Raw genomic sequence first — 22197 nt, forward strand, 5'->3', positions numbered from 1 at the left:
GTGTCACTCGAGATTGTCGGCGTAGGCGCGGTCCCAGCGGTCGGCGCCGGGCGTGTCGCCGTCGAGTTCGACTCGCCAGCCGTCAAGCGCAGTGGGATTCCCGAGGGCTGTCTTGAGCGTTGCCCGCACATCCGCGAGGTCCACGCCGTAGAAGTCGTCTGGGACATCCGCGAGGTAGTCCAAGGCTGTGTGAAACAGTGAGGTCATACCGACGTCGTCTTCGAAGTCATAGTGCTTGTACGCGCCGGCGGCCACCTGCACCATCCCATGGCAGAACTTCGACTCGGTGCTCCCACGGCCGTAATTATACCACTCGTCCTCGAAGCAGTCGTGGGCAGCGTGATAATCGCCGGCGTTGTAGAGTCTGACACCGTGAACGGTTGCCCGTCGAAGCGTATCGTGCTCCCACCGACGCAGGTCAGGCCGCCAGCCGGTCGGCTCACCTCTGACCGGTGGGGGCACCTCTGGGTCGGTGGTGTGCTCGTCCACGATGGGAGTCGGGGCGGCGTGGCCGTAACTCCATCGGGTGTCGCAACCGTTTTCCACGACGCCGGTCGTAGGTCGGTCGCGTGCGGGGGTAGCCAAGCCGGGAAACGGCGGCGGACTCAAGATCCGCTCCTGTAGAGGTCCACGGGTTCAAATCCCGTCCCCCGCACTGGCAACAGTGCTGGAAGGTCGCTCTCGGAGCGGTCTTCCCCCGCGTCATTACTCCGTCAGCTACAGGTCCCGCGCGATGTCAGACAGGTCGCCGACCCGGTCGGCCCGTGAGGTAATCTCATCCGGTCTGACGTACCGTGAGAGTCCGGTCTGTTCGACGTGCTCGCGTAGCGTCTCGGCGGCGCTCGCGTCGGCGTCGACCGCACGCAGGTATTCTGCTGTCCGGTAGCGAGCTTGGGCAGTCGGCTCGCGGCCTCCGTCAGCCCCGGAGAGCCCCAGCGCTGCGTCGAGGGGGGCCGTTTCGGGGAGCGTCGCGCCACCTGCGAGCACGAGCGTTTTGACGACGAGGAATGGAACGAACTCTCCCGGCTCGTAGCCGAGTTTCGCAAGCAGCGTTTCAGCGCGGTCGGAGAGCCGGAACTCGCGGCGAGTCCCGTCGACAGCAGCCTCGACATACGGCTCATCGTCGTCCGTGTGGAGCCGTGGCGGGCGGGCCATACCAGAGGTACCGACCGAAGACGTGAGTGGGTTCCGGCTTGCCGGCAGAAGCGACACGCCTTTTCGGCGGCAGCGACCCCGTTCGGTATGACCGGACAGAACACGCCCACGTCGGGCGCCGGGGACACCGCCGCTCGGGCAGATCTCGCCGAGCGGGCCGCGCGGGCTGGCGGGGCCGTCGCGTCGGGATTCTTCCGGCGGCGTGTCGCCGTCGAGACGAAGGCGGGCAAGACAGACGTCGTGACCCGCGCCGACCGGGACGCACAGCGGCAGGTCATCGCCGCGGTCCGCACGGAGTACGCCGAGGACGCCGTCGTGGGTGAGGAGGAGGACGAACTGAAGGAAGTGCCCGAGACGGGCGCGGCGTGGATAATCGACCCAGTCGACGGGACGAACAATTTCGTGCGAGAGATTCCGGTCTGGGCGACAAGCGTCGCGGCCGTCGTTGACGGTCGGCCGGTCGCCGCCGCTAACGTGCTCCCAGAGTTAGGAGATGTCTACACGGCTGATGCCGAGGGGGCTTACCGCAACGGCGAGGCGGTGTCCGTCAGCGCGGAGTCGGACCCAGAGGCGATGATGGTCGCGCCGACGCTATGGTGGGACCGCAACCACCGGGACGCCTACGCAGCCGCCTGTAGAGAGACGGTCGAGCGGTTCGGTGACCTCCGACGGGTCGGCAGCGCGCAGGCGACGCTCTCGATGGTCGCCGCCGGGAGTCTTGACGGCGCGTTCACCAACCTCAGCGCAAACCCGTGGGATGCCGTCGCCGGCGCACTGCTGGTTGAACGTGCCGGCGGCACCGTCACTGATCTCGCGGGCGAGCCCTGGCGTCATGATGCGCGGGGGCTCGTCGCTTCGAACGGCCGCGCGCACGATCAGTTGCTTGCGGCCGCCCGCGCCGTCGAGGACGTGGACTGACGTGGCGGCGGCCGTGTATGGGCCACGCGCGCCATCGGAACGCTGAAAGCCGTCCCGACCCCCGAGTCGGACGTGTCACAGCAACGCCGGTCGTCGTGGGTGCAGCCACAATCCTGGAGCCGCGGGCAGGCGTGGGTCGCCGCGTTCGTGGCCGTCGTCGCGACACTCGCGGCCGGTGTTCTGCTCGCGCCAGAGCTCGTCTGGGATCGTTTTCTCTGGCATTATTTCTGGGGACCGGTGTACGCTGACGCGAACAACGCCGTCTGCGCGGCGATGCGGTCCGCTGGCCCCGAACTGCTCTACTCCAACGGCGCGTGTGCCGCGGCTGACGCCGAGACGGTAGTTGCCGAACCGGGCTACACGCTTGTCAGCGAAATCGGGTATGCGGTCACGCTCGTGTTCTTTCTCATTGGCCTGCTGGACTTGCTCGACCGGCTTGCAGTGGGCAATTCCAAGCGGCTATTCTATGCGCTGGTTCCGTTCGGCTTCTTCGGAGGTGCCCTCCGAGTCGTTGAGGATGCCAACGATGCCGTTCCGCGGGGTGTCGAGGCCATCCTCGCGTACCCGTGGAATACACTCATCATTTCGCCGATCATCTACTTCACCGTCTTCGCGGTGACACTAGTGACGCTCATCGTCGCCGTTCGGGGCGCACAGACGGGCGCGTTCGATGGCTACGACCGTCCGGTGTTTGCCGTTGGCTGGGGGGCCACACTACTATCGGTCGCTTTCCTGCTGTACTTCGTTCCGACGCAGCTCGCAGGTGCCGTCCCCGGGGCTGGCTTCTACCCGCAGGTGACCGGTATCACTGTTGGGCTGGCGGCACTACTATCGGTTGGCACCTACCGGCTGGTCAACCGCGTGAAACCGGAGGTCCACGCCGGCACCGGGCTGGTCGGGCTGGTGGTCATCTTCGGTCACGCGGTCGACGGGGTGGCGAACGTGCTGGCAGCCGACTGGACCGGCGCGCTGGGCGTCCCCGTTCAATACGGCGCAAAACACCCCGCAAACCGTCTCATCATCGAGGCCACCCAGGCCGTCCAGCCCGCGTGGCTCTCCAACATCATTGGCACGTCCTGGACGTTTCTCGTCGTGAAACTGGTGGCCGCCACGCTCGTCGTCTGGGTCTTCGACGAGTCCATCTTCGAGGAAGAGCCCCGCTACGCAGTGCTCCTCCTCGTCGCTATCCTGGCGGTCGGACTCGGACCGGGGACCCGCGATATGCTCCGGGTGACGTTCGGAATCTGACTACGGGAACGGGTGGTGGTCGCGGTCGAGTCGCGGCTCGAACCCCAACTCCCGGGGCACCTCCTCGGCCCGCTGCCCGAAGTACGGCTCGTCGGTGAACAGCGGCTGAGCAGTCGGGACCACGACCCGGACCGCCTCGAACCCGAGCGTTTCGAGGTCTCGGGTTGTGAGCCGGGCAGCACACGGCTCAAGCCCCGCGTCGACAGCCCGGTCAACAACAGCCTCTAGTTCTGTCTCTCCCTCGGGAGTCGATGAGGGGCCGACAGAGGCGGCCGGTACAGTCGTCGCCGGGTCGACGAACTCTCGGGCGGCTGGGGGGAACTCGGCGTACGAGTCGACGGCGCCTGGCTCGCTGCGGGCTTCCTCGCGACCCATCCCGCGAAGTTCGAGCCAGCTCTGGAGCGCTTCTGCCAGTGCATCTGCAGCGGCAGCCGACGGGTCGAGGTCCGCACTCATCCCCACTGCAAACCGTGGCCACGGGCCTGAGTCACGATGGACACACGCAGCAACAACCGGCACGTCGACATCCTGTGTGAGCAGCAGTGCGGTTGCCTTGAGCGACTCCGAGCGGGCTCGTTTAGCGAGTTCCCGATAGCGTTCGGCGTCGACAGCCAACCCGAGCGGCTCAAACGTCGAGTACCACGCCAGCATCGCGGCGTCGCGCTCGAGTACCTCGTACAATCCCGCAAGCAGTGCCTCGACACCGCCGTTACCCAGCCCGAGCCCGGTGGTGATAGCCGGCCGGTAGCGCGTCTCGGGCGGCGGAAAGTGGACGAACTCTGCCGGGAGCTCGACGGCCTCGGCAGTCGCGAGCCGCTCGCCCGGTACCCAGGGGAGCGAGTCGTCGGGCCCCGACGCCTCGGAGTCCGGGGCAGTGACGAACGACGCAGGCGGAACTGCCGGCAGGTCTGCTGGGCCGCGCTCGAACGACGCAACCCGGTAGACGCCCGCGGCGTACCGTTCGAGCGCCTCGCCGAGTGCCTTCATGAACGCGGCGTCCCAGTCGGTCGCGACGCCGGCGGCATTCCGGCTCGCCTGTACGTCAGAGAATCCTGCCGTGTCGGCCAGTTCCGCGAGATAGTACGGCGTGGGGAACGACTCTACCTCGCCGACTTGCCGTACGGGGCCGACCCGCTCGTCCAGTGCCGCTTCCCCCGCTGCGAGTGCCTCCTCAAGGCTGCGGGGCTCATGGGTGCGCCGCAGCGTTGCGTCTCGGGAGCTGGCACACTCACAGCCCGGTACCGGAAGAAAGCGCCGCTGAGCGTGTGGCACCTCCAGCACGCCCCCCAGTATCGCTGACGCCTCTCCATCAATGAGCCGGACGGCCTCGCGGCCAGCGAGCGCGCCAGCAAACCGCGCGTCGGCCTCCGAAACCTGAGGCGTCCTGCCGGTGTCAGAATCGGCGCTCGCGGCGACCCGCGCCCGGAGACACTCGAAACAGCCGTGACCGGCCGTGAATCCGGACACCGCCGCCTCGATATCGACCGGGAGGCCACCGACACCACCGAGCTCGACCGCGAGCCAGGCGGTGTCGCTCGTCTGGGCACGCTCGTTGGCGGTCTCGAAAGCGTCGTCGCCGGTCGGCCCGACGACGATGGCGAGATCAACGTTGGCGACGGCGGCGGCGTCAATAGCAGTGACAGAAGTCGCGACGGGGGTCGTCGCGTCTCTGACGGCGTTCGCAGCCGGCCCGCCCCCGACAAGTCCAACGTGCATGCCGGCGCTGGGGTGCGCCAGCGGAAAAGCGTTCAGTTCCTCGCGAGCATCGAGCCGGCGACGGAAGCGAGTTCCGCCGGCGAGGCATCTTGGAGCCGGTCATCGGCGAGTTTGAGCCTGAGCCGGGGCCGGCCAACATCGATTGGGACTTTCTCCGTGTCGAGCAGCCCAGCCTCCTCAAGTTCGCTCTTCGTACGCGAGAACGTTGCCTTCGACGCGATACCGACATCCTCACCCCACTTCGAGATGTCGTAGAGTAGCTCCTCGTTTTTGGCAGCGACGAGCAGCGACACAGTCACCTCATCAAGATCATCGTCGTCGCCGCGGGCCGTCTCCATCGACGCAAGCACGCCGTCGAAGTCGTCAGCCACCTCCGAGCCGAGCGCGTCCGCGAGCGTCTCGCGGACAGCGGTAATACCCGGGGTACGGAGGCCGAATGATTCGCCGCCCTCGAAGGCATCGGCGTAGGCTTCGTGGGCTCCTTCCACGAATGCCTCGTCGTCGGCGACGAGCCCGGCCACCCGACCGCCAGCTGCAATCACCGCCACAGCCGACGTCTCGTCGACCAGTAGCGTGTTGTCGGTGCCCTCGTAGATGTGGAGTACGAGCCGGTCAGCATCCCGGAGGTCGGCAGCCACGCTCGCTAGCTTGAAGTCGCGGCTCATCGCCTTCAGTACGGATTCGGCTGCGAGTAGCTTCACCGTCGGGCCTGGGTCCGTGTCGAGGACATCGAGGAGTTGCTCGAGCGTATCCAGATCTGGGTTCACTACGTACAGTTCATCGGCGGCAGCTTCGAGCCCGGCCCTGAGCACGTCGCCGACAGAGGACTCATACCGGTTCGTATCGAAGGTCATCGTCGTCAGTAAGCCGCCGAGCGGGATAATATTAGTGTTCTACGTCGTTGGACTCGGACGCATAAGCCTGGAGAGAACGTCGTGCTGGAGTTCTCGGCAAGCACTCAGCAGTCGTCGGTTCGGAGTCGCTCGGCGAGCGGGCCTGCCCACTGGAACTCCCCATCGAGCACGACCGGGAGCGTCCGTCCCGCAAGCAGGTCGGCAAACTCGCTCGGCGAGAGGTGGGCACAGGCCGTCTCGCCACGGAGCCGCACCCCGTCGCCGAACGGGTCTCCGTAGTGGTCGGCCGGGCCTGGCGCTGGGTCGTAGCGGACGTCGAAGCCGTCGGACGTTGAGTCGGCAGTGAGGACGGCCCGCTCGTCAGCCGCGGGCGCCACCGTCGCCGAGCCGTCACCAAGAGCCGCGTAGTCGCGGCCCATCATCACGCGCCGTCGAGCCACCTCGAGTGCCCGGTCGACGCGGTATCCTGCGACAACGAGTCCGCCAAAGGCAGTGCCGACGGCGGCTGCCTGACTGTCGAGGACGGCCTCCAAGGTGACAGCGCCGGCGACGCTCCCACGTTCGATGAGTTGTTCGCCCTCACGGTACGAACCACAGGCGTTGAGGAAGAAGGTGCGTGGCCCGGCGGACGCGAGTGAGTCCACTGAGAGGAAGCCGTCCGGACATGCCAGCCCATCAGCCTCGCAGTGGCCGATATAGTGGAAGAAGTCTTGGGGGCGTTCGAGCGCCGCGGCGAGCCGATCGGTCGAGAGTGACTCGTGGATAGTGAGGTCGACCGGGACAGCCGCCCGCTCGCGATAGGCGTCGACAACAGCCAGTTCGGCATCCATCGCCGGATCATTGCAGACGACGGTTACCTCGAGGGCGTCGCCAGCCGGGCGGCGCCGGCGGGCGTGTGCATAGCCAGCTTGCGGTGTCTTACAGGCGTCGACGACTTCGCCGGTCGCAAGCCACGCGTGCCGCTCACCGATACCCAGCTCTGGCGCCAACGGAGTGATGGAAACGACGCCGCGGTAGAAGTCATCAAGCGTCGACGCGAGCAGGTCACGCGGCTCCATCTCACTCGCTTCGGCAGGATACACGACCGCCATTCGGTCGAGCAGCGCCGGCAGCGCTTGTGCCCGCTCGTAGGTCGGGTCGACGTAGGCGGCGAGATGCCAGTCAGGCAGGCTGTCGACATCGGCGTCGAGGAACGTCGCGTATCGGACGCTTGGGGGGATGGCCCCGACCGTTTCGGGGTCCAGTCCCAGGTCTGACAGTGCGGCACGGTTGACTGACTCGCCGGGAACGCACCGCGCCGCACGGTCGAGATGGACAACCCGGCGGAGCGCGGCGGCCGTCTCGCCGGCCAGCGCGGGAAGCCGGCTGAACGCTCGCTCGAACCCTGTCGCCGGCACCCGTAGTACTGGTGCCTCTGCGCCTACCTGGAGGCGTGCACCCAGATAGTAGGCCAGCGGCGCCGCCACAAGCACGCTCTCGAGGTCATCCGGCACTGCAAACACCGGTCCGCTCTCGGGCGGATCGGGGAGCGAGGCGTCCTCATCGAACCTGAGTAGCGGCGGATGAGGCCGTCGAGGAGCGAACGACCGGGCTGGCTCTGCCGGCAGCCTCTGGCCGGCAACGGTCACGGCCGCCGCGACGCCTGCGGGAGACGGTGGGACATGGAGTGTTCCAGGGTTGGGGGCGGAACTGCGGGTGCCGAGCGAGACGGGTGATGGCTCTGGGAACGTGAGGCGAGCTCCGCCGTCAAGCAAGACCCGCGCTGGCCCATCGAACCTGACGGCGACCGTCGGCGCGTCGCCAGCCACGAGGATGTGCGGGCCAGAGTCAAGCCGGTGGTGACCCGCCGTCGGGCCGTCGGCGAGCCGCGCAGGGGTATCCGTGTACAGCTCCGCAAGCCGCCCTGCAACGCCCGTCTCGGCCGGATACGGGAGCGGATGCGCCGGGGGCCCCGGCGTCCAGCCATCCGTCGCGAGGGTCACGGCCCCCTCGCGACCGACGGCCCGGAGGCTGGCGTCGGCGACTATCCACTCAACCATCACATCTGTCCGAGAGCGCAAAGCGTATCAAGCCATCGCCGGGCCGATTGCCGGGGACGGACACCTTCTTTACGCCGGGACCGAAGAATGAGTCATGAGTCAAGAGCCCGTGAGAGACCCCAGCGGCTACGAAACAGTCCGATCGGTCGACCCCGCAGTTGCGGACGCCCTCGAGGACGAACTCGGCCGACAGCGCGACACGCTCGCGATGATCGCCAGCGAGAACCACGTCTCAGAGGCCGTGCTTGAGGCGCAGGGTTCGGAGCTGACGAACAAGTACGCCGAGGGGTATCCCGGCGAGCGTTATTACGCTGGGTGTGAGCACGCTGACACCGTCGAGGAGCTGGCGATCGAGCGGGCCAAGGAGCTGTGGGGTGCAGAACACGTCAACGTCCAGCCCCACTCGGGCACCCAGGCAAACATGGGCGTCTACACGGCTATCCTCGAGCCAGGTGACCGCATCCTCTCGCTCGACCTCAATCACGGCGGTCACCTGTCGCACGGTCACCCGGCGAACTTCACCGGCCAGACGTACGAGGTCGAACAGTACGAGGTCGACCCAGAGACGGGGTATCTCGACTACGAGGGACTCCGCGAGACGGCCGAATCGTTCAACCCTGATGTGATCGTGTCTGGCTTCTCGGCGTACCCTCGAGAAGTGGAGTTCGAGCGTGTACAGGCCGCCGCGGAGGCAGTCGACGCGTACCACCTTGCGGACATCGCCCACATCACGGGACTCGTCGCGGCGGGCGTCCACGAGTCGCCCGTTGGCGTCGCCGACTTCGTCACCGGATCGACACACAAGACCATCCGGGCAGGTCGCGGCGGCATCATCATGTGTGACGAGGAGCATGCTGACGACATCGATGCTGCAGTGTTCCCAGGTGCGCAGGGCGGGCCGCTGATGCACAATGTTGCGGGGAAGGCTGTCGGATTCAAGGAAGCCTTGGCGCCAGCGTTTGAAGACTACGCCGAGCAGGTTGTCACGAACGCACAGGTACTTGCCGACCGCCTGCAGGAGCGTGGGCTCGAGGTGGTGTCTGGCGGGACGGATACACACCTCGTCCTGGTTGACCTCCGGCCCTCGCACCCGGACACGACCGGCAAGGAGGTAGAGGCTGCACTCGAGGAGGCCGGTCTCGTCCTGAACGCGAACACGGTGCCCGGCGAGACCCGCTCGCCGTTCAACCCCTCGGGCATCCGTGCCGGAACCCCCGCCCTCACCACCCGCGGCTTCAGAGAGGCCGAGATGGAGCGGGTCGCAGACCTCATCGCCGACGTAGTCGAGGCTCCCGACGACGCAGACGTGAGGGCTGCAGCCGCAGAGACGGTCGACGGACTGACTGACGACCACCCGCTGTACGAGTAGTCTTCGTTACTCAAGGGCGAGCCACGCGGTGGCGCCACACCACGCCAGCCCGGTCACAACGTGACCGAAGGCGCCACCCGGCAGCCCGAGCGTCCACGCGAGGCCGGCAAACGACGACACCCACACAAGCGCGCCGAGTGCTAGCCAGGTGCGCCGGGCGAAGGCAACCGCGGGGGCTGCCAGCGCGAACAACGTCGCGAGCACGTGGGTCCCGTAACCGACGACGCCGCCAGCGACAGCCCAGACACCTGTCAGGAGAACCCCGGCGACAGCTGCGACCGCGAGTTTCCGTGTTGCGTTCACGTCGGCAAAATTGGGTGGCAACCCTGTCGCGGTTTGGCCGAACACGTTCGTCGGTCATGGATACATACACGTGTATATATCTCCCAGCTAATCGGCGTCGGTAGTCACGGATGCGCTAGTTTCAAGAACAGGGGACGCCGACGCCCGAACGTGACAGAGATCATCGACGGGGAGGCGGTCGCGAGCGAGATACGCGACGGTCTAAGCGATGCCATCGCGACCCTTGCTGAGGAGGGTGTCACTCCCGGCCTGGCGACGGTGCTAATGAGCGACGACCCCGCGAGCGAGACATACGTGTCAATGAAGCAGCAGGATTGCGAGGAGGTTGGCATCGACGGCATCCACGTTGAGTTGTCGCCAGATGCGCCCGCCGAGCAGCTGTACGAGACGGTCGAGGAGTTGAACGAGGACGAGACAGTCCACGGCATCCTCGTTCAGATGCCGGTCGTCGACCATGTCGACACCCGGCGAGTGCTCCGGACCGTCGCCCCGAGGAAGGATGTCGACGGGTTCCACCCCGAAAATGTCGGCCGGCTAGTGGCCGGTGACGCCCGGTTCAAGCCCTGTACGCCTCACGGCATCCAGAAGCTGCTGGCCGCCTACGACGTAGAGACGGAGGGAGCCGAGGCCGTAGTGGTCGGTCGCTCCGATATCGTCGGTAAACCGATGGCGAATCTACTGATACAGAAGTCGGCAGTCGGGAACGCGACGACGACAGTCTGTCACTCCCGGACCGAGGACCTTGCGGCCCACACCCGCCGAGCCGACATCGTCGTGGCCGCCGCGGGCGTCCCCGAGATGATAGACGGAACGATGCTGAAAGAGGGCGCGACGGTGGTCGACGTCGGGATTAACCGCGTAGACGCAGACACGGAGAAAGGATATGAACTCGTCGGCGACGTTGAGCAGGCCAGTGCTCGAGAAGTCGCCGGCAAAATAACCCCCGTACCGGGCGGTGTTGGCCCGATGACGCGCGCGATGCTGCTGTGGAACACGGTGAAAGCCGCCGGCGAGCAGACCGGCGTCAACGTCGAGCTACCCTGACGTGTCCCCGGAGGACCTCTTCGACGAGCCGCCCGCTCGCCGCGTATCCCGGCGGACCAGACTCCCGGGCGAGCAGTGGACATCGACGCGAGCACGGAGCGAGCGTGGGTGGGGCGTCGGCGCACTCGTCGAGGAGGCCGGCGCTGTGCTGCTTGTCCGCGAGGGTGGGCGATGGTTCCTCCCAGGCGGGATGCTTGAGGCGGGCGAGCGGCCTCGCGAGGGCGCGACACGCGAGGTACACGAAGAGACGGGGGTCGACGTCACAGTCACCGATCTGCTCGCCGTGACAGAGCGAACGTTCGTCAACGCCGCCGACGGCCGCGAGTTCAAGCTCCGATTCGCCACGTTTCGAGGCGAGCCGATGGGAACGACTACGAGTTCGGATCCTGGACTCGACGGCGAGGGTATCAGTTCCGCTGCCTGGCACGAAGAGTTGCCGATGGAGACGTTCGACCGCGACCTCGTCGTGAGTCTACGTGAAGAGTCAGATGGATGAATGTCACGGACTGGTGAATCTTGACGCCTCACCGAGGACCAGGGAGGCCAGGCCTGTGACCGTTCGGCGTCAGAGGGGTGCAGTTGCTTGTCCTCACTCCAGCCCGTCGAGTCGCTCCGCTGCCCGGGCGAGCGCCGTCTCGTCGCCGTCAACGAGATAGCGACCGACCTCACGGGCCACTGCGACGAGTGACTCCGACTCCTCCAGCGGGACATCGCCATCCAGCGCGCGCGCCCGCTTGACGTGGCCTCGGAGGCGACCGAGCGTATCGGCGGCCGCAGTATCTGGGTATTCCTCGAGGTACGTTCGCAGTTCGTCACGGTACGACTCGACGGCCGTCGCATAGGCGAGCCCGCGCGAATCGCGCAGCGACTCAGGAACGGCGGCAGGATTCGGCCGATTACCGTCGTCGGCTCCGCGCAGCAGCGAGAGGAAGTAGTACTCCTCTTCGTCATCAACGCGGGTCGCCCGGCCGACGGCGTCTGCGACGCTCCGGAGCTCCGCCGCCGCGAGGTAGGTGTCAGAGAGCGGCTGGAGCCGGCCCCCGTCGATGAAGCCGTGGCCTCGCGTGAACGATCGCGTGACCTCAACGGCCCGCTCTGCAACCTCGCGTAGCGGGCGCTCATCCACAGCCTCCCGAACTTCGGTGAGATCGAGCCGCGCATCCGTAGCGGTGTGGAGCTTGCGCTCGTCGTCAACGCCGACGCTGCGCAGGCTCCCGCAGGCAGGACACTCGACGCTGCCGGTGTCGTAGTAGGACCACCGCTCGCCGCAGGACTGACATTCGCGGGTGCCGCGGACTTTCATAGCGGTCAGTGGGGTTCGAGCGGCCAAAACCGTCGGGGTTCGCTCGCAGTCTCGTCTGCCTGACCGTAGGAGTTTAAGTTACTCCGGTGGTCACATGGGCATATGTCGGACGCTCCGACAGCCCACGAGGATAGAGTAAGTCGCCGCGAGGCGGCTGGCCGAGAAATTCGACGGTGAAGTCACCGTCACCCGCGACGGAGGGGAACTGTTCTTGTGTGTCGACGGGTCAACACACCCACTTGACGAGGAAACGGCGGCGGCACTGCGCGAGCAACTGGGCGACGCCCTGACCGGTACCCGCGAGTACGTGTATACGAGCGGCGAGCGGCGTGCTGATGGCAAATACGTGGTTGCTCGTCGCGGCGCCGAGTCGGCTGGCAACCGGAAGGTGTTCGAGTCGTTCGCGGCGCTGGCCCAGCTTTATGAGCGGTTGCCGGCGCAGTTCACCGCCGAGGATATCGCCGAGCCGGGATTGACCGACGGTCGCCGGCACCTAGTGTTACGCCACTTCGTTGAGCATCCAGCCTTCGACTGTGAGTTGACCAGACGGCAGCCGTTGACGGTGCGGAAGCTCTAAGCGGCTCGCGGGCCGCACCGCCCGCATGACGTTCTCCATTGTTGCGCGCGACCCGAATCAGCGTGCCCTTGGCGTGGCCGTCCAGTCAAAATTCGTGAGCGTTGGCTCAGTCGTACCATTCGTTTCGGCCGACGCCGGCGCCGTCGCAACTCAGTCGTTCGCCAATGTCGAGTACGGGCCAGAGGGGCTCGAATTGTTGCGCCGTGGCTACGACGCACAGGCGGTTGTGGACACGCTAACAAACGGGGACCCCGAGGCGGCTTCTCGACAGGTGGGGATTGTCGGCAGAGATGGCTCTATCGCGGCCCACACTGGTGCGGAGTGTTTCGATGTTGCCGGCGACCTGCAGGGGGAAACATACACCGTCCAAGGGAACATTCTTGAAAATGAGGCGACACTATCAGCGATGGCGGACGCCTACGAGGCGACTGAGGGTGGTCTTCCTGAGCGGCTGCTTGCAGCGCTACACGCCGGCAACGAGGCTGGGGGCGACTCTCGCGGCGAACAATCGGCCGCGTTGTACGTTGCCAAACCAGAGGGCGGCTACGACGGCGGTAACGACCGCTGGATCGATGTCCGAGTCGACGACCATGAGTCGCCTATCGCCGAACTGGAGCGTGTCTTCAAACTCTATGACGTGACGTTGCTTGAGCGAGAGCCGCCAGCGGAGACCCGCGAACTGTCCGGACCGACCGCCGAGGCGGTGACGGAGACGCTTGCAACTCTCGACTTCTACGAAGGGGCCTCGAGCGAGACGTTCGGGGAGGCAGAACGCGAGGCCCTCGAAGCATTCCGCGGGATGAACAACTTCGAGAATCATTCGCTCTCGGTGCTTGAGGACGCGCTCGTCCGCGGCTGGGACGACGCCGAGGGGACAGGTGAGTCGCGGCTTGTCGACGCCGTCTGGCACGGACTCTCGCGGCTCGACCGGCGTTGATGAGGACCCTTGGGGAGGTTTTTCCGACCGCCGGCCGAACGGGGAATATGCGCGACGAGGCCGAAATTCGCGAGCAATACGAGTTTCTGCAAGAGCAGCTCGACAGTGAAGAAATGAACCACGAGGGAGTCCGCCAGATGTTCACCTACTATAAGCGCGCGCTCGGCTGGGTCCTCGAGGAGGAATATATCTGACTCGCGGCGTCAATCGCTACCTCTGGCGGTAGGTTTATGATTATCAGTCACGTGGCATCGGGTGACGCTTCGCTTTGGAGGGCCGAAGCGTCAGCGGGGACCAATTCAGGGCGGCGAGCGCTCGGCCGAGTTTTCTTCGGCCCGAGCGCTTTCCACTCGTTTCAGAGAACTACTGCGCATAACTGGATAGCTACGCTACTGTTAACTGCGTGATAGGAACTACTTGCGAGCATCGCCTGCTCCCGTGGACCCCAGTCGGTGGCCCCGAGACGGCTGTTGGACGGGCCAGTCAGTGTGTAACGGGTCCGATATATTTATTCGCGATAACGTCGAATGGTATAATACATGTACGATCTCACCGGGTTCCAGCGCGACCTGATGTACGTCATCGCGGGCCGAGACGAACCCCACGGGTTGGCAATTAAAGAAGAATTAGAGGAATACTACGAGAAGGAAATCCACCACGGGCGACTCTACCCCAATCTCGACACTCTTGTGGACAAGGGACTCGTTGACAAGGGTGAGCGTGATCGGCGGACGAATTTCTATACGCTGACCCGCCGCGGTCGCCGTGAGATAGAAGCGCGCCGCGAGTGGGAGAACCAGTACATCGACGCGGAGTGAGATGCGGAGTCGGCTCGCGACTGCTGTCGTCGGGCTTATCGTTTCTCTTGTTATCTCCGGGGCTGTCTACTACTATACCGGGTCGTTGTTTATCTTCCTCGTCGTCCCATTTGTTCCTCTCCTGTTCCGCGGTTTCCGAGATGGAAAGCAGGTACCGAAGATTCGGGAGTGTCCGCAGTGTGGCTTCCAGACACAGGCAGAGTACGACTACTGTCCTCATGACGGGACTCCCCTGAAGACTCAGCGGTAGGACGAGGGAATCTCCGTGGTCGATTCGTCGCCACCTGCAACCGTCTCCACAGATCCCTCGACATGTTGCTCAACTGGCTCCGCAGGTGGGTCACCCATCGCCGCCGGGTCGACGGCGAACGGGCGAAGTTCTGTTCCGGCGATGAGTTCCGGCAGTACCAACCGCGCAAACTGGACCACTACGACGAGGAGTAACGGACCGAGGAACAGTCCGTACCAGCCGAACAGCAGCGGGCCGAAGATGTACGCAAACATCACCAGCCCGATATGAAGCGACCGACCAGCGACATATGGACGGAGCATAAGGTCGGGAATCGTGTCCATGATAACGAAGGAGACGACCAGAAACGTGATTGGGAGTGCGTAGGCAGGGTTGGGGCTGGTGTAGGCGACGCTAAACAGATACACAGACACAGGGACATAGACGAGCTTCATCCCAACAACGGGGATGAGTGACGCCGCGCCCGCGAGCAGACCGACAAGCGCGGGGTAGGGGATGTCTGGCCCAGCGATAGTGAGGAGGTTCAACAGCGTATAGAGAATAGCGCCAATGCCGGCCGTGACTACCGCGTTGAAGATGTTGCCTGAGAACACCTTGTAGAGGTCGCGGTCAACCGCACGTGCGTATCTGTCGAGAACGCCCGCATCGTCAGCAAATCGTCCCATACTCCAGCGGCCAAGCCGCGGACCGTCTCGCAGAAGGTAGAAAGCGACCGTAAGCATCACGAATAGATGGAGCAGGCCGGTCCCGACAAACCCGGCGTAGCCGAGGCCCGTCGTCAGCAGCTCTCGGAGCGTGGCGACGAGGTTCGGATCGCTTAGAAGTGCCTCCGGTGTCGTCCCATTGAGCGTGGCCGTGGCGTTAAGATATGGCTCCAGCGACCGCTCGAATGGCCCGAGGTCGACAGTCCCCAGCTGCCGAGAGACGCGGTCAAGCTCTCGGAGACCGACGACAGCCGCGTAGCCGACAAGCAACAACAACGGCAACACGAGCACGAGCAGGGACAGAGCCGCGGCTAACGACCGCGAACGCGTGTGTCTGGCCAGCCGGCGGAACACGGGCCGGCTGGCATAATAAAGGAAGAGACCAACGACGAGCGTCCCAACGAACGAATAGGTGACAAAGACGAGTATGCCGGCGAGCACGGCGGCCAGGCCCCACCAAGCCGTCCGTCCGTGCCCGCCTGCTCTAGTGTCCATGTCCCCCGATACGCCGGGCTGCTCTTAAAGCCAGCCGCGGGCTGCCCGCTCGTATTATATAGTTCTATTGTGTGGCCTATAGTACGATGATTGACGTCCTCGACCGGCAGGTGGCGCTGCTGGTGCTGGCGGCCGCGCTGGGGCTGTTCCTCGGGCTCGAGCGGGAGTGGTCCGAGAAGTCCGCAGGCGTGCGGACACTCGCCCTGTTCAGCCTGCTTGGAGCGCTGGCTATCATCGTTGAAAGCGATATCCTACTGGGTGCCGGCGCGCTACTGGTCGTGCTACAGGGAACTCTTCTGTCGGTCCAAGGACTATTCGGCGGGCGCGAGGGGCTCTCCCTGACGACTGGCGCGAGCATGCTCGTCGCCTATGGTGTGGGCGTGCTCGTTGGATCGGGACTGGTCCTCGAGGGGGTGACCGTCGCCGTTGTCTCGTCGCTACTGCTCGTCTTGAAGCGGGAGTTACACGCGCTGGCCGGGTCACTCTCGCGGGCAGAGGTGCGGTCGGCCTCCGAGTTTGCTGTCCTCGCGTTCGTCGTCTTTCCACTGTTACCCACCCAAGAGGTGTCGGTTGCGCTGCTGGGTGTCGACCTCGCTGTGGAGCCGCGGGTCGTGTGGCTGCTCGTCGTCACGGTCGCGGCAGTCGGCATCTGCAATTACGGCGTCGTCACCCGGTACGGAGGTCGTGGGGTCGCTGTAACGGGGTTCTTCGGTGGCTTCGTCTCCTCAACGGCCGTCGTCGGGACGATGCTCGACCACGTCCGCCAACACCCGGCCGCGGCCTCCTATGCCGTGGCGGCCGTCCTGCTGGCGAACGCGGCGATGGCAGCCCGCAACCTCGCGCTGGCCGTCGGCTTCACCCTCTCGACGGGACCACTTACTGGTGTCATCATTCCGCTGGGGATAGTCGTGCTCGGGAGCGTCGCCGTTGCCGCCTATACCGCCGACTGGACCGAACAGGTCGAGGTCCCCTTGGAGACGCCGTTTCGGCTCCGCTATGCGCTCGGCTTCGGTGCAGTGTTTCTCCTGCTGGTCGTCGCCGGGGGCGTCGCCAATACGCAGTTCGGCACAGTCGGCCTGCTCGTCACTGCGGCGCTCGCGGGGCTGGTCTCGTCCGCCGGCGGGACTACCTCCGCTGTTGTCCTTTATCGGTCAGGAGCCATCTCGGCAGAGACAGCGACCCTTGCCGTCCTGCTCACAACGGCGACAAGCATCGGGGTGAAGGTGGCGCTGACCGCCGGCGCGACCGATCGGGGGTTCTTCCGGCGAGTCGCCGCCTACTCGACAGGGTTAGTTGTGCTTGCCGGCGCGGCGACGTTTGTGGCTGTCTGAGTGACCGCCTTCCGCCCCTGAAGAGCCGGGATTCCCCTCGCGTGGATAACCCAGGTCGGGACCGGTGCCCGCTGGGGGCTAGATTCCCACAGAGCGTGGTACTCCGGTTTGCGGGATCCGCTTCGGCCCACGTACGGTGGGTCGTGGTTGTCCTGCCAGTTATCAGGATGCCCGCTCACGGAACCCCGTTGCCGTGTCGCCACGGCAGCGTGGGTCTGGCGTCATGTTCCTGCCGGCGAGGAGACTGATAGGAGTGCAGCCGAGTGTGGTGCGGCGGTTTGGTGCGCCGTGCTGTCACTCACACCCACCCCTTGAAGAGTTGGGCCTTCGCCCGGTACGTGTCAGAACTGATAACGGGTGTCGTCGTCGAGGTCTGGGTACTGGGAGGCACCGGTCATCTCGTCGTAGCTCATCCCCGAAAGGAACTCGTCGTACGTGCAGTCGTACCCTGACCGGAGGTGGAAGTCAAGGTTTCCCGTCTCGACAGCCCGGCGGAACAGTTCGTGGACTGCCCGGCGGACGAGTTCGTCCGTCTCTTCCGGACCATAGGCAGCCGTCAGCATCGCGAGTTCGTTACGCGTCTCAGCGTCCAATGAGACCGATAGTTCCTCGTCGAGGCCGCGGGCCGCATCATCCACGTCGGTCTGCAGGTGGTTGAGGCTCATATTCACACATTCACGCGACAACAGATAGCCGTTGTCGCTTCAGTCGTCACGACTAAACGCTGGTCGGCCGAACCGCGGACGATGAGCGAGGTCGACGACTGGCCAGCCAACGCTGGGGGGGATGTCGACGTGGAGCTACTCCGCGAACAGCTGGTAGCGTGGTATGAGCGAGATCACCGCTCGTTCCCGTGGCGTGAGACGACCGACCCTTACCGGATTCTGGTGAGTGAGGTGATGAGCCAGCAGACGCAGCTGGGCCGGGTCGAGTCGGCTTACCGAGACTTTCTCGAGGAGTGGCCCGACGTGGAGTCGCTTGCAGCGGCCGACCGCGCGGACGTGGTCGGCTTCTGGACGGACCATGCACTGGGCTACAACAACCGCGCAAAGTACCTCCACCAGGCAGCTGGGCAGGTCGTCGACGAATACGACGGCACCTTCCCCGAGTCACCCGCGGAACTCCAGGAGCTGATGGGCGTCGGACCGTACACCGCGAACGCCGTCGCCTCCTTCGCGTTCAACAACGGCGGCGCTGTCGTCGACACGAACGTCAAGCGGGTGCTCTACCGCGCGCTGGACGTCCCGGACAGCGACGATGCCTTCGAGCAGGTCGCGACCGAGTTGCTACCGGGCGGAGAATCCCGCGTCTGGAACAACGCGATGATGGAACTGGGCGGCGTCGCCTGCGGGAAGACCCCTGCCTGTGAAGAGGCCGCCTGTCCGTGGCGGGAGTGGTGCCACGCCTACCAGACAGGCGACTTCACCGCGCCGGACGTTCCCAATCAGCCAGACTTCGAGGGGTCGCGCCGGCAGATGCGTGGACGCGTCGTGCGGACGCTCCGCCAACACGGTCCGCTCACGCTCGACGACCTCGGCCCGCGAATCCGTGTCGACTACGCCCCCGACGGGGAATATGGCCGCGAGTGGCTGACCGGCCTGCTCGCCGATCTCGCAGACGACGGGCTTGTAGAGTACGACGACGAGGAAGCGCGGCTCGCCGCGTAACGCATTACCTATGTCCGTCTGTCCCCGACGGTCGGTATGGACACTGTTCGCGTTGCCGCACTCGTTGGGAGCCTCCGCGAGGACAGCTACACGCGGCTCGCCTGCCGGCGCGCGCTTGCTGCCGCCGACGAGTACGACCGGGCAGAGACGGATCTTATCGACCTCCGACGGCTTGATCTGCCGGTCTACGACAGCGACCGCGATGAGCCGGGCGACACCGGTGAACTGCTCGACCGTGTCGAGCGCGCCGACAGTATTCTGCTCGGGTCGCCCAACTACCACGGTTCCTACTCGTCGCCACTGAAGAACGCGCTCGACTACTGTGGCTTCGACGAGTTCGAGAATACTACCGTTGGTTTGCTGGTCGTCGCCGGGGGCTCATTTCCGACGAGCGCACTTGACCATCTCCGGATCGTCGCCCGTGCGGTCAACGCGTGGGTACTCCCTCACCAAGTCGCGGTCCCGAATGTCTCCTCCCGGTTCGAGGACGGCGAACTCGCCGATGAAAGGTACGCGGAACGGGTCGATACGCTCGGCCGACGGCTCGTTGAGTACGCCAATATCGAGCCGGACCCGCCGACGCTGGAGTCGGAGAGCAACCTCGGCGCCGACGACTGAGGACGGCAGCGCCCAGCGACTTTCGGAACGGTGAAGCCGCGCGCGCCTCTACCAGAGACCAGTGACGACGTGGGTCGAGAATCCGCAGGGGGGCCGCCAGCGAGGGGTGCGCGGACTCACGCGGGCGTGGATCGAGGTGCTGGTCCGGCCGCGACGGTTCTTTCGGAACGGAGTCGCGCCCGGTGATCAGGCGCCCGGACTTATCTTCGCCGTGAGCGTCGCGCTTGTCCACGTCGCAACCCGGTTCGCACTGGTGCCTGCCTCCCGACCTACCTTCTTCGCGAGCGGGGCTGCTTCCGTTGCCGTCGGCTTGCTTGTAGTGGGACTGGTAATCGCGCCGGTGACGCTCCATCTGGTCGCCGCGCTTGAGGTGATTCTGTTGATGGCACTTGTTCGGAATCGAGCCGGCGTCTCCGAGACGGTACAGGTCCTCGCGTACGCGACGGCGCCGATGGCGCTGGCTGGGGTTGGCGTCCCGCCAGGGCTCTCAGAGAGTTCGACCCTGTCAGCAGCGGTCGCGGTGTGGCAACTTCTACTGGCCGCGTGGGGCAGCGGGCTTCTGGCCTACGGGATAGCGACAGTCCACGAGACGTCACTTGTCCGGGCGGGTGTGGCGGTAGCCCTGCCAGCTGTCCTGGTCTTCGGTTATCTCTACGGCGGGGCAGCTGCTGTCGAGATGCTCGCGGCCATATGAAAACGTAGTTACCGCCCGCGGGCGAAGTACCGGTGTGACGAACACGCAGGTCACGCTCATCCAGATCGACAACTACGGTCCATGGACGGTGACACCGGAGCCTCGCCGCGAGGTGGACCTGCAAACACTCCAATCACGGCTCTACGCTGACCTTTCGCAGCTGTTCGGTAACCGCGAAGGGTACGTGTTTTTCTCCCGGTTCGACAATATGATAGCGGTGACCAACGGCCTCGACGCTGACGACCACGCGCTCATTCAGGAGTCCGTCGCCAACCGATATCCCGTGACGGTGTCGCTCGGTATAGAGGCCGACGCGAGTCCCGCCGCGGCGTTGGGAACCGCGTCAACCCAGCTCCAGGAGGCCGGCTCCGCACAGGACGCCGCCCGCACCGAGATACTGCGAGGTGACCCGATTCCGGAGCCTGCTCGGACCGGTGAGGACGTCCAGATCGCGCACTTCGACGTGAACGACGCGACAGGCAAGTACACCGACCAACTCAACGAGTTCGACTCGTTCATCCGTATCGAACAGGGGTACGCCAGCCTCATGCAGCACATGCGTAAGGCCCACGAAGCACTCTCCTTCTTCGTCGGCGGTGACAATGTTATCGCCATCTGTCCGGCGATGGACGAGGAGGACTATCGAGAGGCCATCGACCACGTCCGTGAGGACGTTGAGGTGGAACTCAAGGTGGGTGTGGGCCGAGCCCGGACCGCACAAGCCGCCGGTATGGACGCCAAACACGCCCTTGAGACCTGCCGGCATGAAGAGACCGCGGTAGAATTTCGAACGCAGTAGCTCACTCACCCCGCCGCCGTGTACCCCGAAGGTGTGAGGCTACTTTTATGTGGAGAGCGACTCTACACATAGTTGGTATGTCAAAAAAGTTCAACCGGCGAACGGTTATCAAGAGTGCCGGAGTCGCTGGCATGATTGGCCTCGCTGGCTGCAGCGGCACTAGCGGTGGCGGCAACGGCGACGCCACGGGAACGGAAGGCGGAATGACCAGTACGGAGTCCGAAATGGGCCGGACGCTCAAGCAGGGCGTGCTGCTCCCACTGACCGGCGATCTCGGCTCGCTCGGAAAGCCCATCCGCGACGGGGCCATCCTCCCAGCCGCACAGCTGGAAGGTGAAACCAGCTACACCATCGACATCCGGGAGGAAGACACCGAGACGAACCCGCAGGCGGGTATCTCGGCGGCCAATTCCCTGATCAACAACGGGTATCCGGCGATCACCGGCCCGGCATCCTCGGGGGTCAACCTGCAGGTGACCCGGAATGCGATGATTCCCAACCAGACCGTGGGTTGCTCGCCATCCTCGACGTCGCCGGCAGTGACCGACCTGGATGACGACGACTACATTTTCCGGACCGCACCCTCGGACGCACTTCAGGGGCAGGTCATCGCACAAGTGGGCAACGAGCGCATCGGTGCCGACGACGCGGCAACGATGTACGTCAATAATTCCTATGGGCAGGCGCTGTCCCAGTCGTTCGCTAGTTCGTTCGAAGAGCAGGGCGGCTCGGTCAAACAGCAGGTCGCCTTCCAGAAGGAGCAGTCCTCCTACAGCTCGCAGCTCGAGGAGGCGCTCAACGACAGCCCGCAGATGCTGGTCGTGATTGGCTATCCGGCGTCAGGCGTCCAGCTGTTCCGTGACTACTACAACGACTTCGACAATGGGACCCCTATTGTCGTCACGGACGGGCTCATCTCGAACGACCTGCCAGACAACGTAGACAACGATATGCAGAATGTCACCGGCACGGCGCCGAAGGCGTCTGGCCCCGGCCGCGACGCGTTCGACCAGCTGTACAATCAGGAATACGGCCGATCGCCCGGAGTGTTCAACGCTCACGCCTACGACGCGACCGCGGTCAGCCTCCTTGCCAATATCTACGGCGGTGAGAACAGCGGAACGGCGGTCCGGGACAACATGCGCCGGGCTGCGAATCCGGAAGGCGAGGAGTTCGGTCCCGACAGCCTCGTCGAGGCTATCGAGGCGGCCGCGGCCGGCGACGACGTCAACTACCAAGGCGCCTCTTCGGCGGTTGATTTCGACGACAACGGCGACATGAAAGCCGTCTCGTACTCCATCTACGAGGTGCAGGACCGCGACTTCAACGCAGTCGATACGGTCCAGTTCGGCGGCTAA

25 protein-coding genes and 1 tRNA gene are annotated in these 22197 nt (G+C 65.0%); 17 read left to right on the top strand and 9 right to left on the bottom strand.

Annotated features, from left to right (window positions below; translation table 11 throughout):
- Positions 1–3: 3 nt before the first annotated feature.
- Positions 4–489, bottom strand: a complete 486-nt coding sequence (locus ABEJ63_RS09430; protein ID WP_375796113.1) for a DUF309 domain-containing protein — start codon at positions 487–489, stop codon at positions 4–6.
- Positions 490–571: 82 nt separating this feature from the next.
- Here ABEJ63_RS09430 and ABEJ63_RS09435 point away from each other — a divergent pair.
- Positions 572–655: transfer RNA gene (locus ABEJ63_RS09435), tRNA-Leu, on the top strand.
- A gap of 62 nt (positions 656–717) precedes the next feature.
- On the opposite strand, the gene ABEJ63_RS09440 is transcribed toward ABEJ63_RS09435, so the two are convergent.
- The gene (locus ABEJ63_RS09440; RefSeq protein WP_375796114.1) at positions 718–1155 is read right to left on the bottom strand and encodes a hypothetical protein; all 438 of its coding nucleotides are present in this window, start codon (positions 1153–1155) and stop codon (positions 718–720) included.
- A gap of 87 nt (positions 1156–1242) precedes the next feature.
- Here ABEJ63_RS09440 and ABEJ63_RS09445 point away from each other — a divergent pair, with 87 nt between their 5' ends.
- Both ABEJ63_RS09445 and ABEJ63_RS09450 read left to right on the top strand, forming a co-directional pair.
- Positions 1243–2073, top strand: coding sequence for an inositol monophosphatase family protein (locus ABEJ63_RS09445; RefSeq protein WP_375796115.1), 831 nt, complete (start codon positions 1243–1245; stop codon positions 2071–2073).
- A gap of 72 nt (positions 2074–2145) precedes the next feature.
- Positions 2146–3321, top strand: a complete 1176-nt coding sequence (locus ABEJ63_RS09450; RefSeq protein ID WP_375796116.1) for a DUF63 family protein — start codon at positions 2146–2148, stop codon at positions 3319–3321.
- Here ABEJ63_RS09450 and ABEJ63_RS09455 read toward each other — a convergent pair whose 3' ends face one another.
- The 3 genes from ABEJ63_RS09455 to ABEJ63_RS09465 all read right to left on the bottom strand — a co-directional run bounded on the left by ABEJ63_RS09455 (position 3322) and on the right by ABEJ63_RS09465 (position 7930).
- Entirely contained in the window at positions 3322–5037 is a 1716-nt protein-coding gene (locus ABEJ63_RS09455; protein ID WP_375796117.1) for a YcaO-like family protein, read from the bottom strand.
- Positions 5038–5069: 32 nt separating this feature from the next.
- A complete protein-coding gene (gene tbsP, locus ABEJ63_RS09460; RefSeq protein WP_375796118.1) occupies positions 5070–5891 on the bottom strand; it encodes a transcriptional regulator TbsP in 822 nt (273 codons plus the stop codon).
- Positions 5892–5995: 104 nt separating this feature from the next.
- Positions 5996–7930 (bottom strand): hypothetical protein, encoded by a 1935-nt coding sequence (locus ABEJ63_RS09465; RefSeq protein ID WP_375796119.1) that lies wholly within the window; start codon positions 7928–7930, stop codon positions 5996–5998.
- 94 nt (positions 7931–8024) lie between these two features.
- On the opposite strand from ABEJ63_RS09465, the gene glyA reads away from it, so the two are divergent.
- The gene (glyA, locus tag ABEJ63_RS09470) at positions 8025–9299 is read left to right on the top strand and encodes a serine hydroxymethyltransferase (protein ID WP_375796120.1); all 1275 of its coding nucleotides are present in this window, start codon (positions 8025–8027) and stop codon (positions 9297–9299) included.
- Between the two features lie 6 nt (positions 9300–9305).
- On the opposite strand, the gene ABEJ63_RS09475 is transcribed toward glyA, so the two are convergent.
- Positions 9306–9602: a hypothetical protein gene (locus ABEJ63_RS09475; protein ID WP_375796121.1), complete on the bottom strand. Its 297-nt coding sequence runs from the start codon at positions 9600–9602 to the stop codon at positions 9306–9308.
- 150 nt (positions 9603–9752) lie between these two features.
- Here ABEJ63_RS09475 and ABEJ63_RS09480 point away from each other — a divergent pair, with 150 nt between their 5' ends.
- Both ABEJ63_RS09480 and ABEJ63_RS09485 read left to right on the top strand, forming a co-directional pair.
- Complete coding sequence (locus ABEJ63_RS09480) at positions 9753–10646, top strand: bifunctional methylenetetrahydrofolate dehydrogenase/methenyltetrahydrofolate cyclohydrolase (protein ID WP_375796122.1); 894 nt, start codon at positions 9753–9755, stop codon at positions 10644–10646.
- Position 10647: 1 nt separating this feature from the next.
- Complete coding sequence (locus tag ABEJ63_RS09485; RefSeq protein ID WP_375796123.1) at positions 10648–11142, top strand: NUDIX domain-containing protein; 495 nt, start codon at positions 10648–10650, stop codon at positions 11140–11142.
- Between the two features lie 93 nt (positions 11143–11235).
- On the opposite strand, the gene ABEJ63_RS09490 is transcribed toward ABEJ63_RS09485, so the two are convergent.
- Complete coding sequence (locus ABEJ63_RS09490; RefSeq protein WP_375796124.1) at positions 11236–11949, bottom strand: TFIIB-type zinc ribbon-containing protein; 714 nt, start codon at positions 11947–11949, stop codon at positions 11236–11238.
- Positions 11950–12160: 211 nt separating this feature from the next.
- On the opposite strand from ABEJ63_RS09490, the gene ABEJ63_RS09495 reads away from it, so the two are divergent.
- The 5 genes from ABEJ63_RS09495 to ABEJ63_RS09515 all read left to right on the top strand — a co-directional run bounded on the left by ABEJ63_RS09495 (position 12161) and on the right by ABEJ63_RS09515 (position 14531).
- Complete coding sequence (locus ABEJ63_RS09495; RefSeq protein WP_375796125.1) at positions 12161–12526, top strand: hypothetical protein; 366 nt, start codon at positions 12161–12163, stop codon at positions 12524–12526.
- Between the two features lie 25 nt (positions 12527–12551).
- Complete coding sequence (locus ABEJ63_RS09500) at positions 12552–13463, top strand: DUF1028 domain-containing protein (protein ID WP_375796126.1); 912 nt, start codon at positions 12552–12554, stop codon at positions 13461–13463.
- A 47-nt stretch (positions 13464–13510) separates the two neighbouring features.
- Positions 13511–13657 carry a hypothetical protein gene (locus ABEJ63_RS09505; RefSeq protein ID WP_375796127.1) on the top strand — a complete coding sequence of 49 codons (147 nt, stop codon included), beginning with the start codon at positions 13511–13513 and terminating at the stop codon, positions 13655–13657.
- 345 nt (positions 13658–14002) lie between these two features.
- On the top strand, positions 14003–14281 hold the full coding sequence (locus tag ABEJ63_RS09510) for a PadR family transcriptional regulator (RefSeq protein ID WP_375796128.1): 279 nt from the start codon (positions 14003–14005) through the stop codon (positions 14279–14281).
- A gap of 1 nt (position 14282) precedes the next feature.
- Positions 14283–14531 carry a hypothetical protein gene (locus ABEJ63_RS09515; RefSeq protein ID WP_375796129.1) on the top strand — a complete coding sequence of 83 codons (249 nt, stop codon included), beginning with the start codon at positions 14283–14285 and terminating at the stop codon, positions 14529–14531.
- On the opposite strand, the gene ABEJ63_RS09520 is transcribed toward ABEJ63_RS09515, so the two are convergent.
- Positions 14522–15730: an AI-2E family transporter gene (locus ABEJ63_RS09520; RefSeq protein ID WP_375796130.1), complete on the bottom strand. Its 1209-nt coding sequence runs from the start codon at positions 15728–15730 to the stop codon at positions 14522–14524. The two genes, ABEJ63_RS09515 and ABEJ63_RS09520, sit on opposite strands and share 10 nt — an antisense overlap.
- Before the next feature lie 86 nt (positions 15731–15816).
- Between ABEJ63_RS09520 and ABEJ63_RS09525 the strand changes: the two genes are divergently transcribed.
- On the top strand, positions 15817–17061 hold the full coding sequence (locus tag ABEJ63_RS09525; RefSeq protein ID WP_375796131.1) for an MgtC/SapB family protein: 1245 nt from the start codon (positions 15817–15819) through the stop codon (positions 17059–17061).
- A gap of 341 nt (positions 17062–17402) precedes the next feature.
- On the opposite strand, the gene ABEJ63_RS09530 is transcribed toward ABEJ63_RS09525, so the two are convergent.
- The gene (locus ABEJ63_RS09530) at positions 17403–17726 is read right to left on the bottom strand and encodes a hypothetical protein (RefSeq protein WP_375796132.1); all 324 of its coding nucleotides are present in this window, start codon (positions 17724–17726) and stop codon (positions 17403–17405) included.
- Positions 17727–17807: 81 nt separating this feature from the next.
- On the opposite strand from ABEJ63_RS09530, the gene ABEJ63_RS09535 reads away from it, so the two are divergent.
- From ABEJ63_RS09535 to ABEJ63_RS09555, 5 genes are all read left to right on the top strand, one after another.
- Positions 17808–18728, top strand: coding sequence for an A/G-specific adenine glycosylase (locus ABEJ63_RS09535; RefSeq protein ID WP_375796133.1), 921 nt, complete (start codon positions 17808–17810; stop codon positions 18726–18728).
- Between the two features lie 36 nt (positions 18729–18764).
- Entirely contained in the window at positions 18765–19346 is a 582-nt protein-coding gene (locus ABEJ63_RS09540) for an NADPH-dependent FMN reductase (protein ID WP_375796134.1), read from the top strand.
- Positions 19347–19407: 61 nt separating this feature from the next.
- Positions 19408–20040 (top strand): YIP1 family protein, encoded by a 633-nt coding sequence (locus tag ABEJ63_RS09545; protein ID WP_375796135.1) that lies wholly within the window; start codon positions 19408–19410, stop codon positions 20038–20040.
- 34 nt (positions 20041–20074) lie between these two features.
- Positions 20075–20839, top strand: a complete 765-nt coding sequence (locus tag ABEJ63_RS09550) for a GTP cyclohydrolase III (RefSeq protein ID WP_375796136.1) — start codon at positions 20075–20077, stop codon at positions 20837–20839.
- Positions 20840–20916: 77 nt separating this feature from the next.
- On the top strand, positions 20917–22197 hold the full coding sequence (locus tag ABEJ63_RS09555) for an ABC transporter substrate-binding protein (protein ID WP_375796137.1): 1281 nt from the start codon (positions 20917–20919) through the stop codon (positions 22195–22197).

This window comes from Halosegnis sp., assembly GCF_042216475.1.
Lineage (GTDB): Archaea > Halobacteriota > Halobacteria > Halobacteriales > Haloarculaceae > Halosegnis.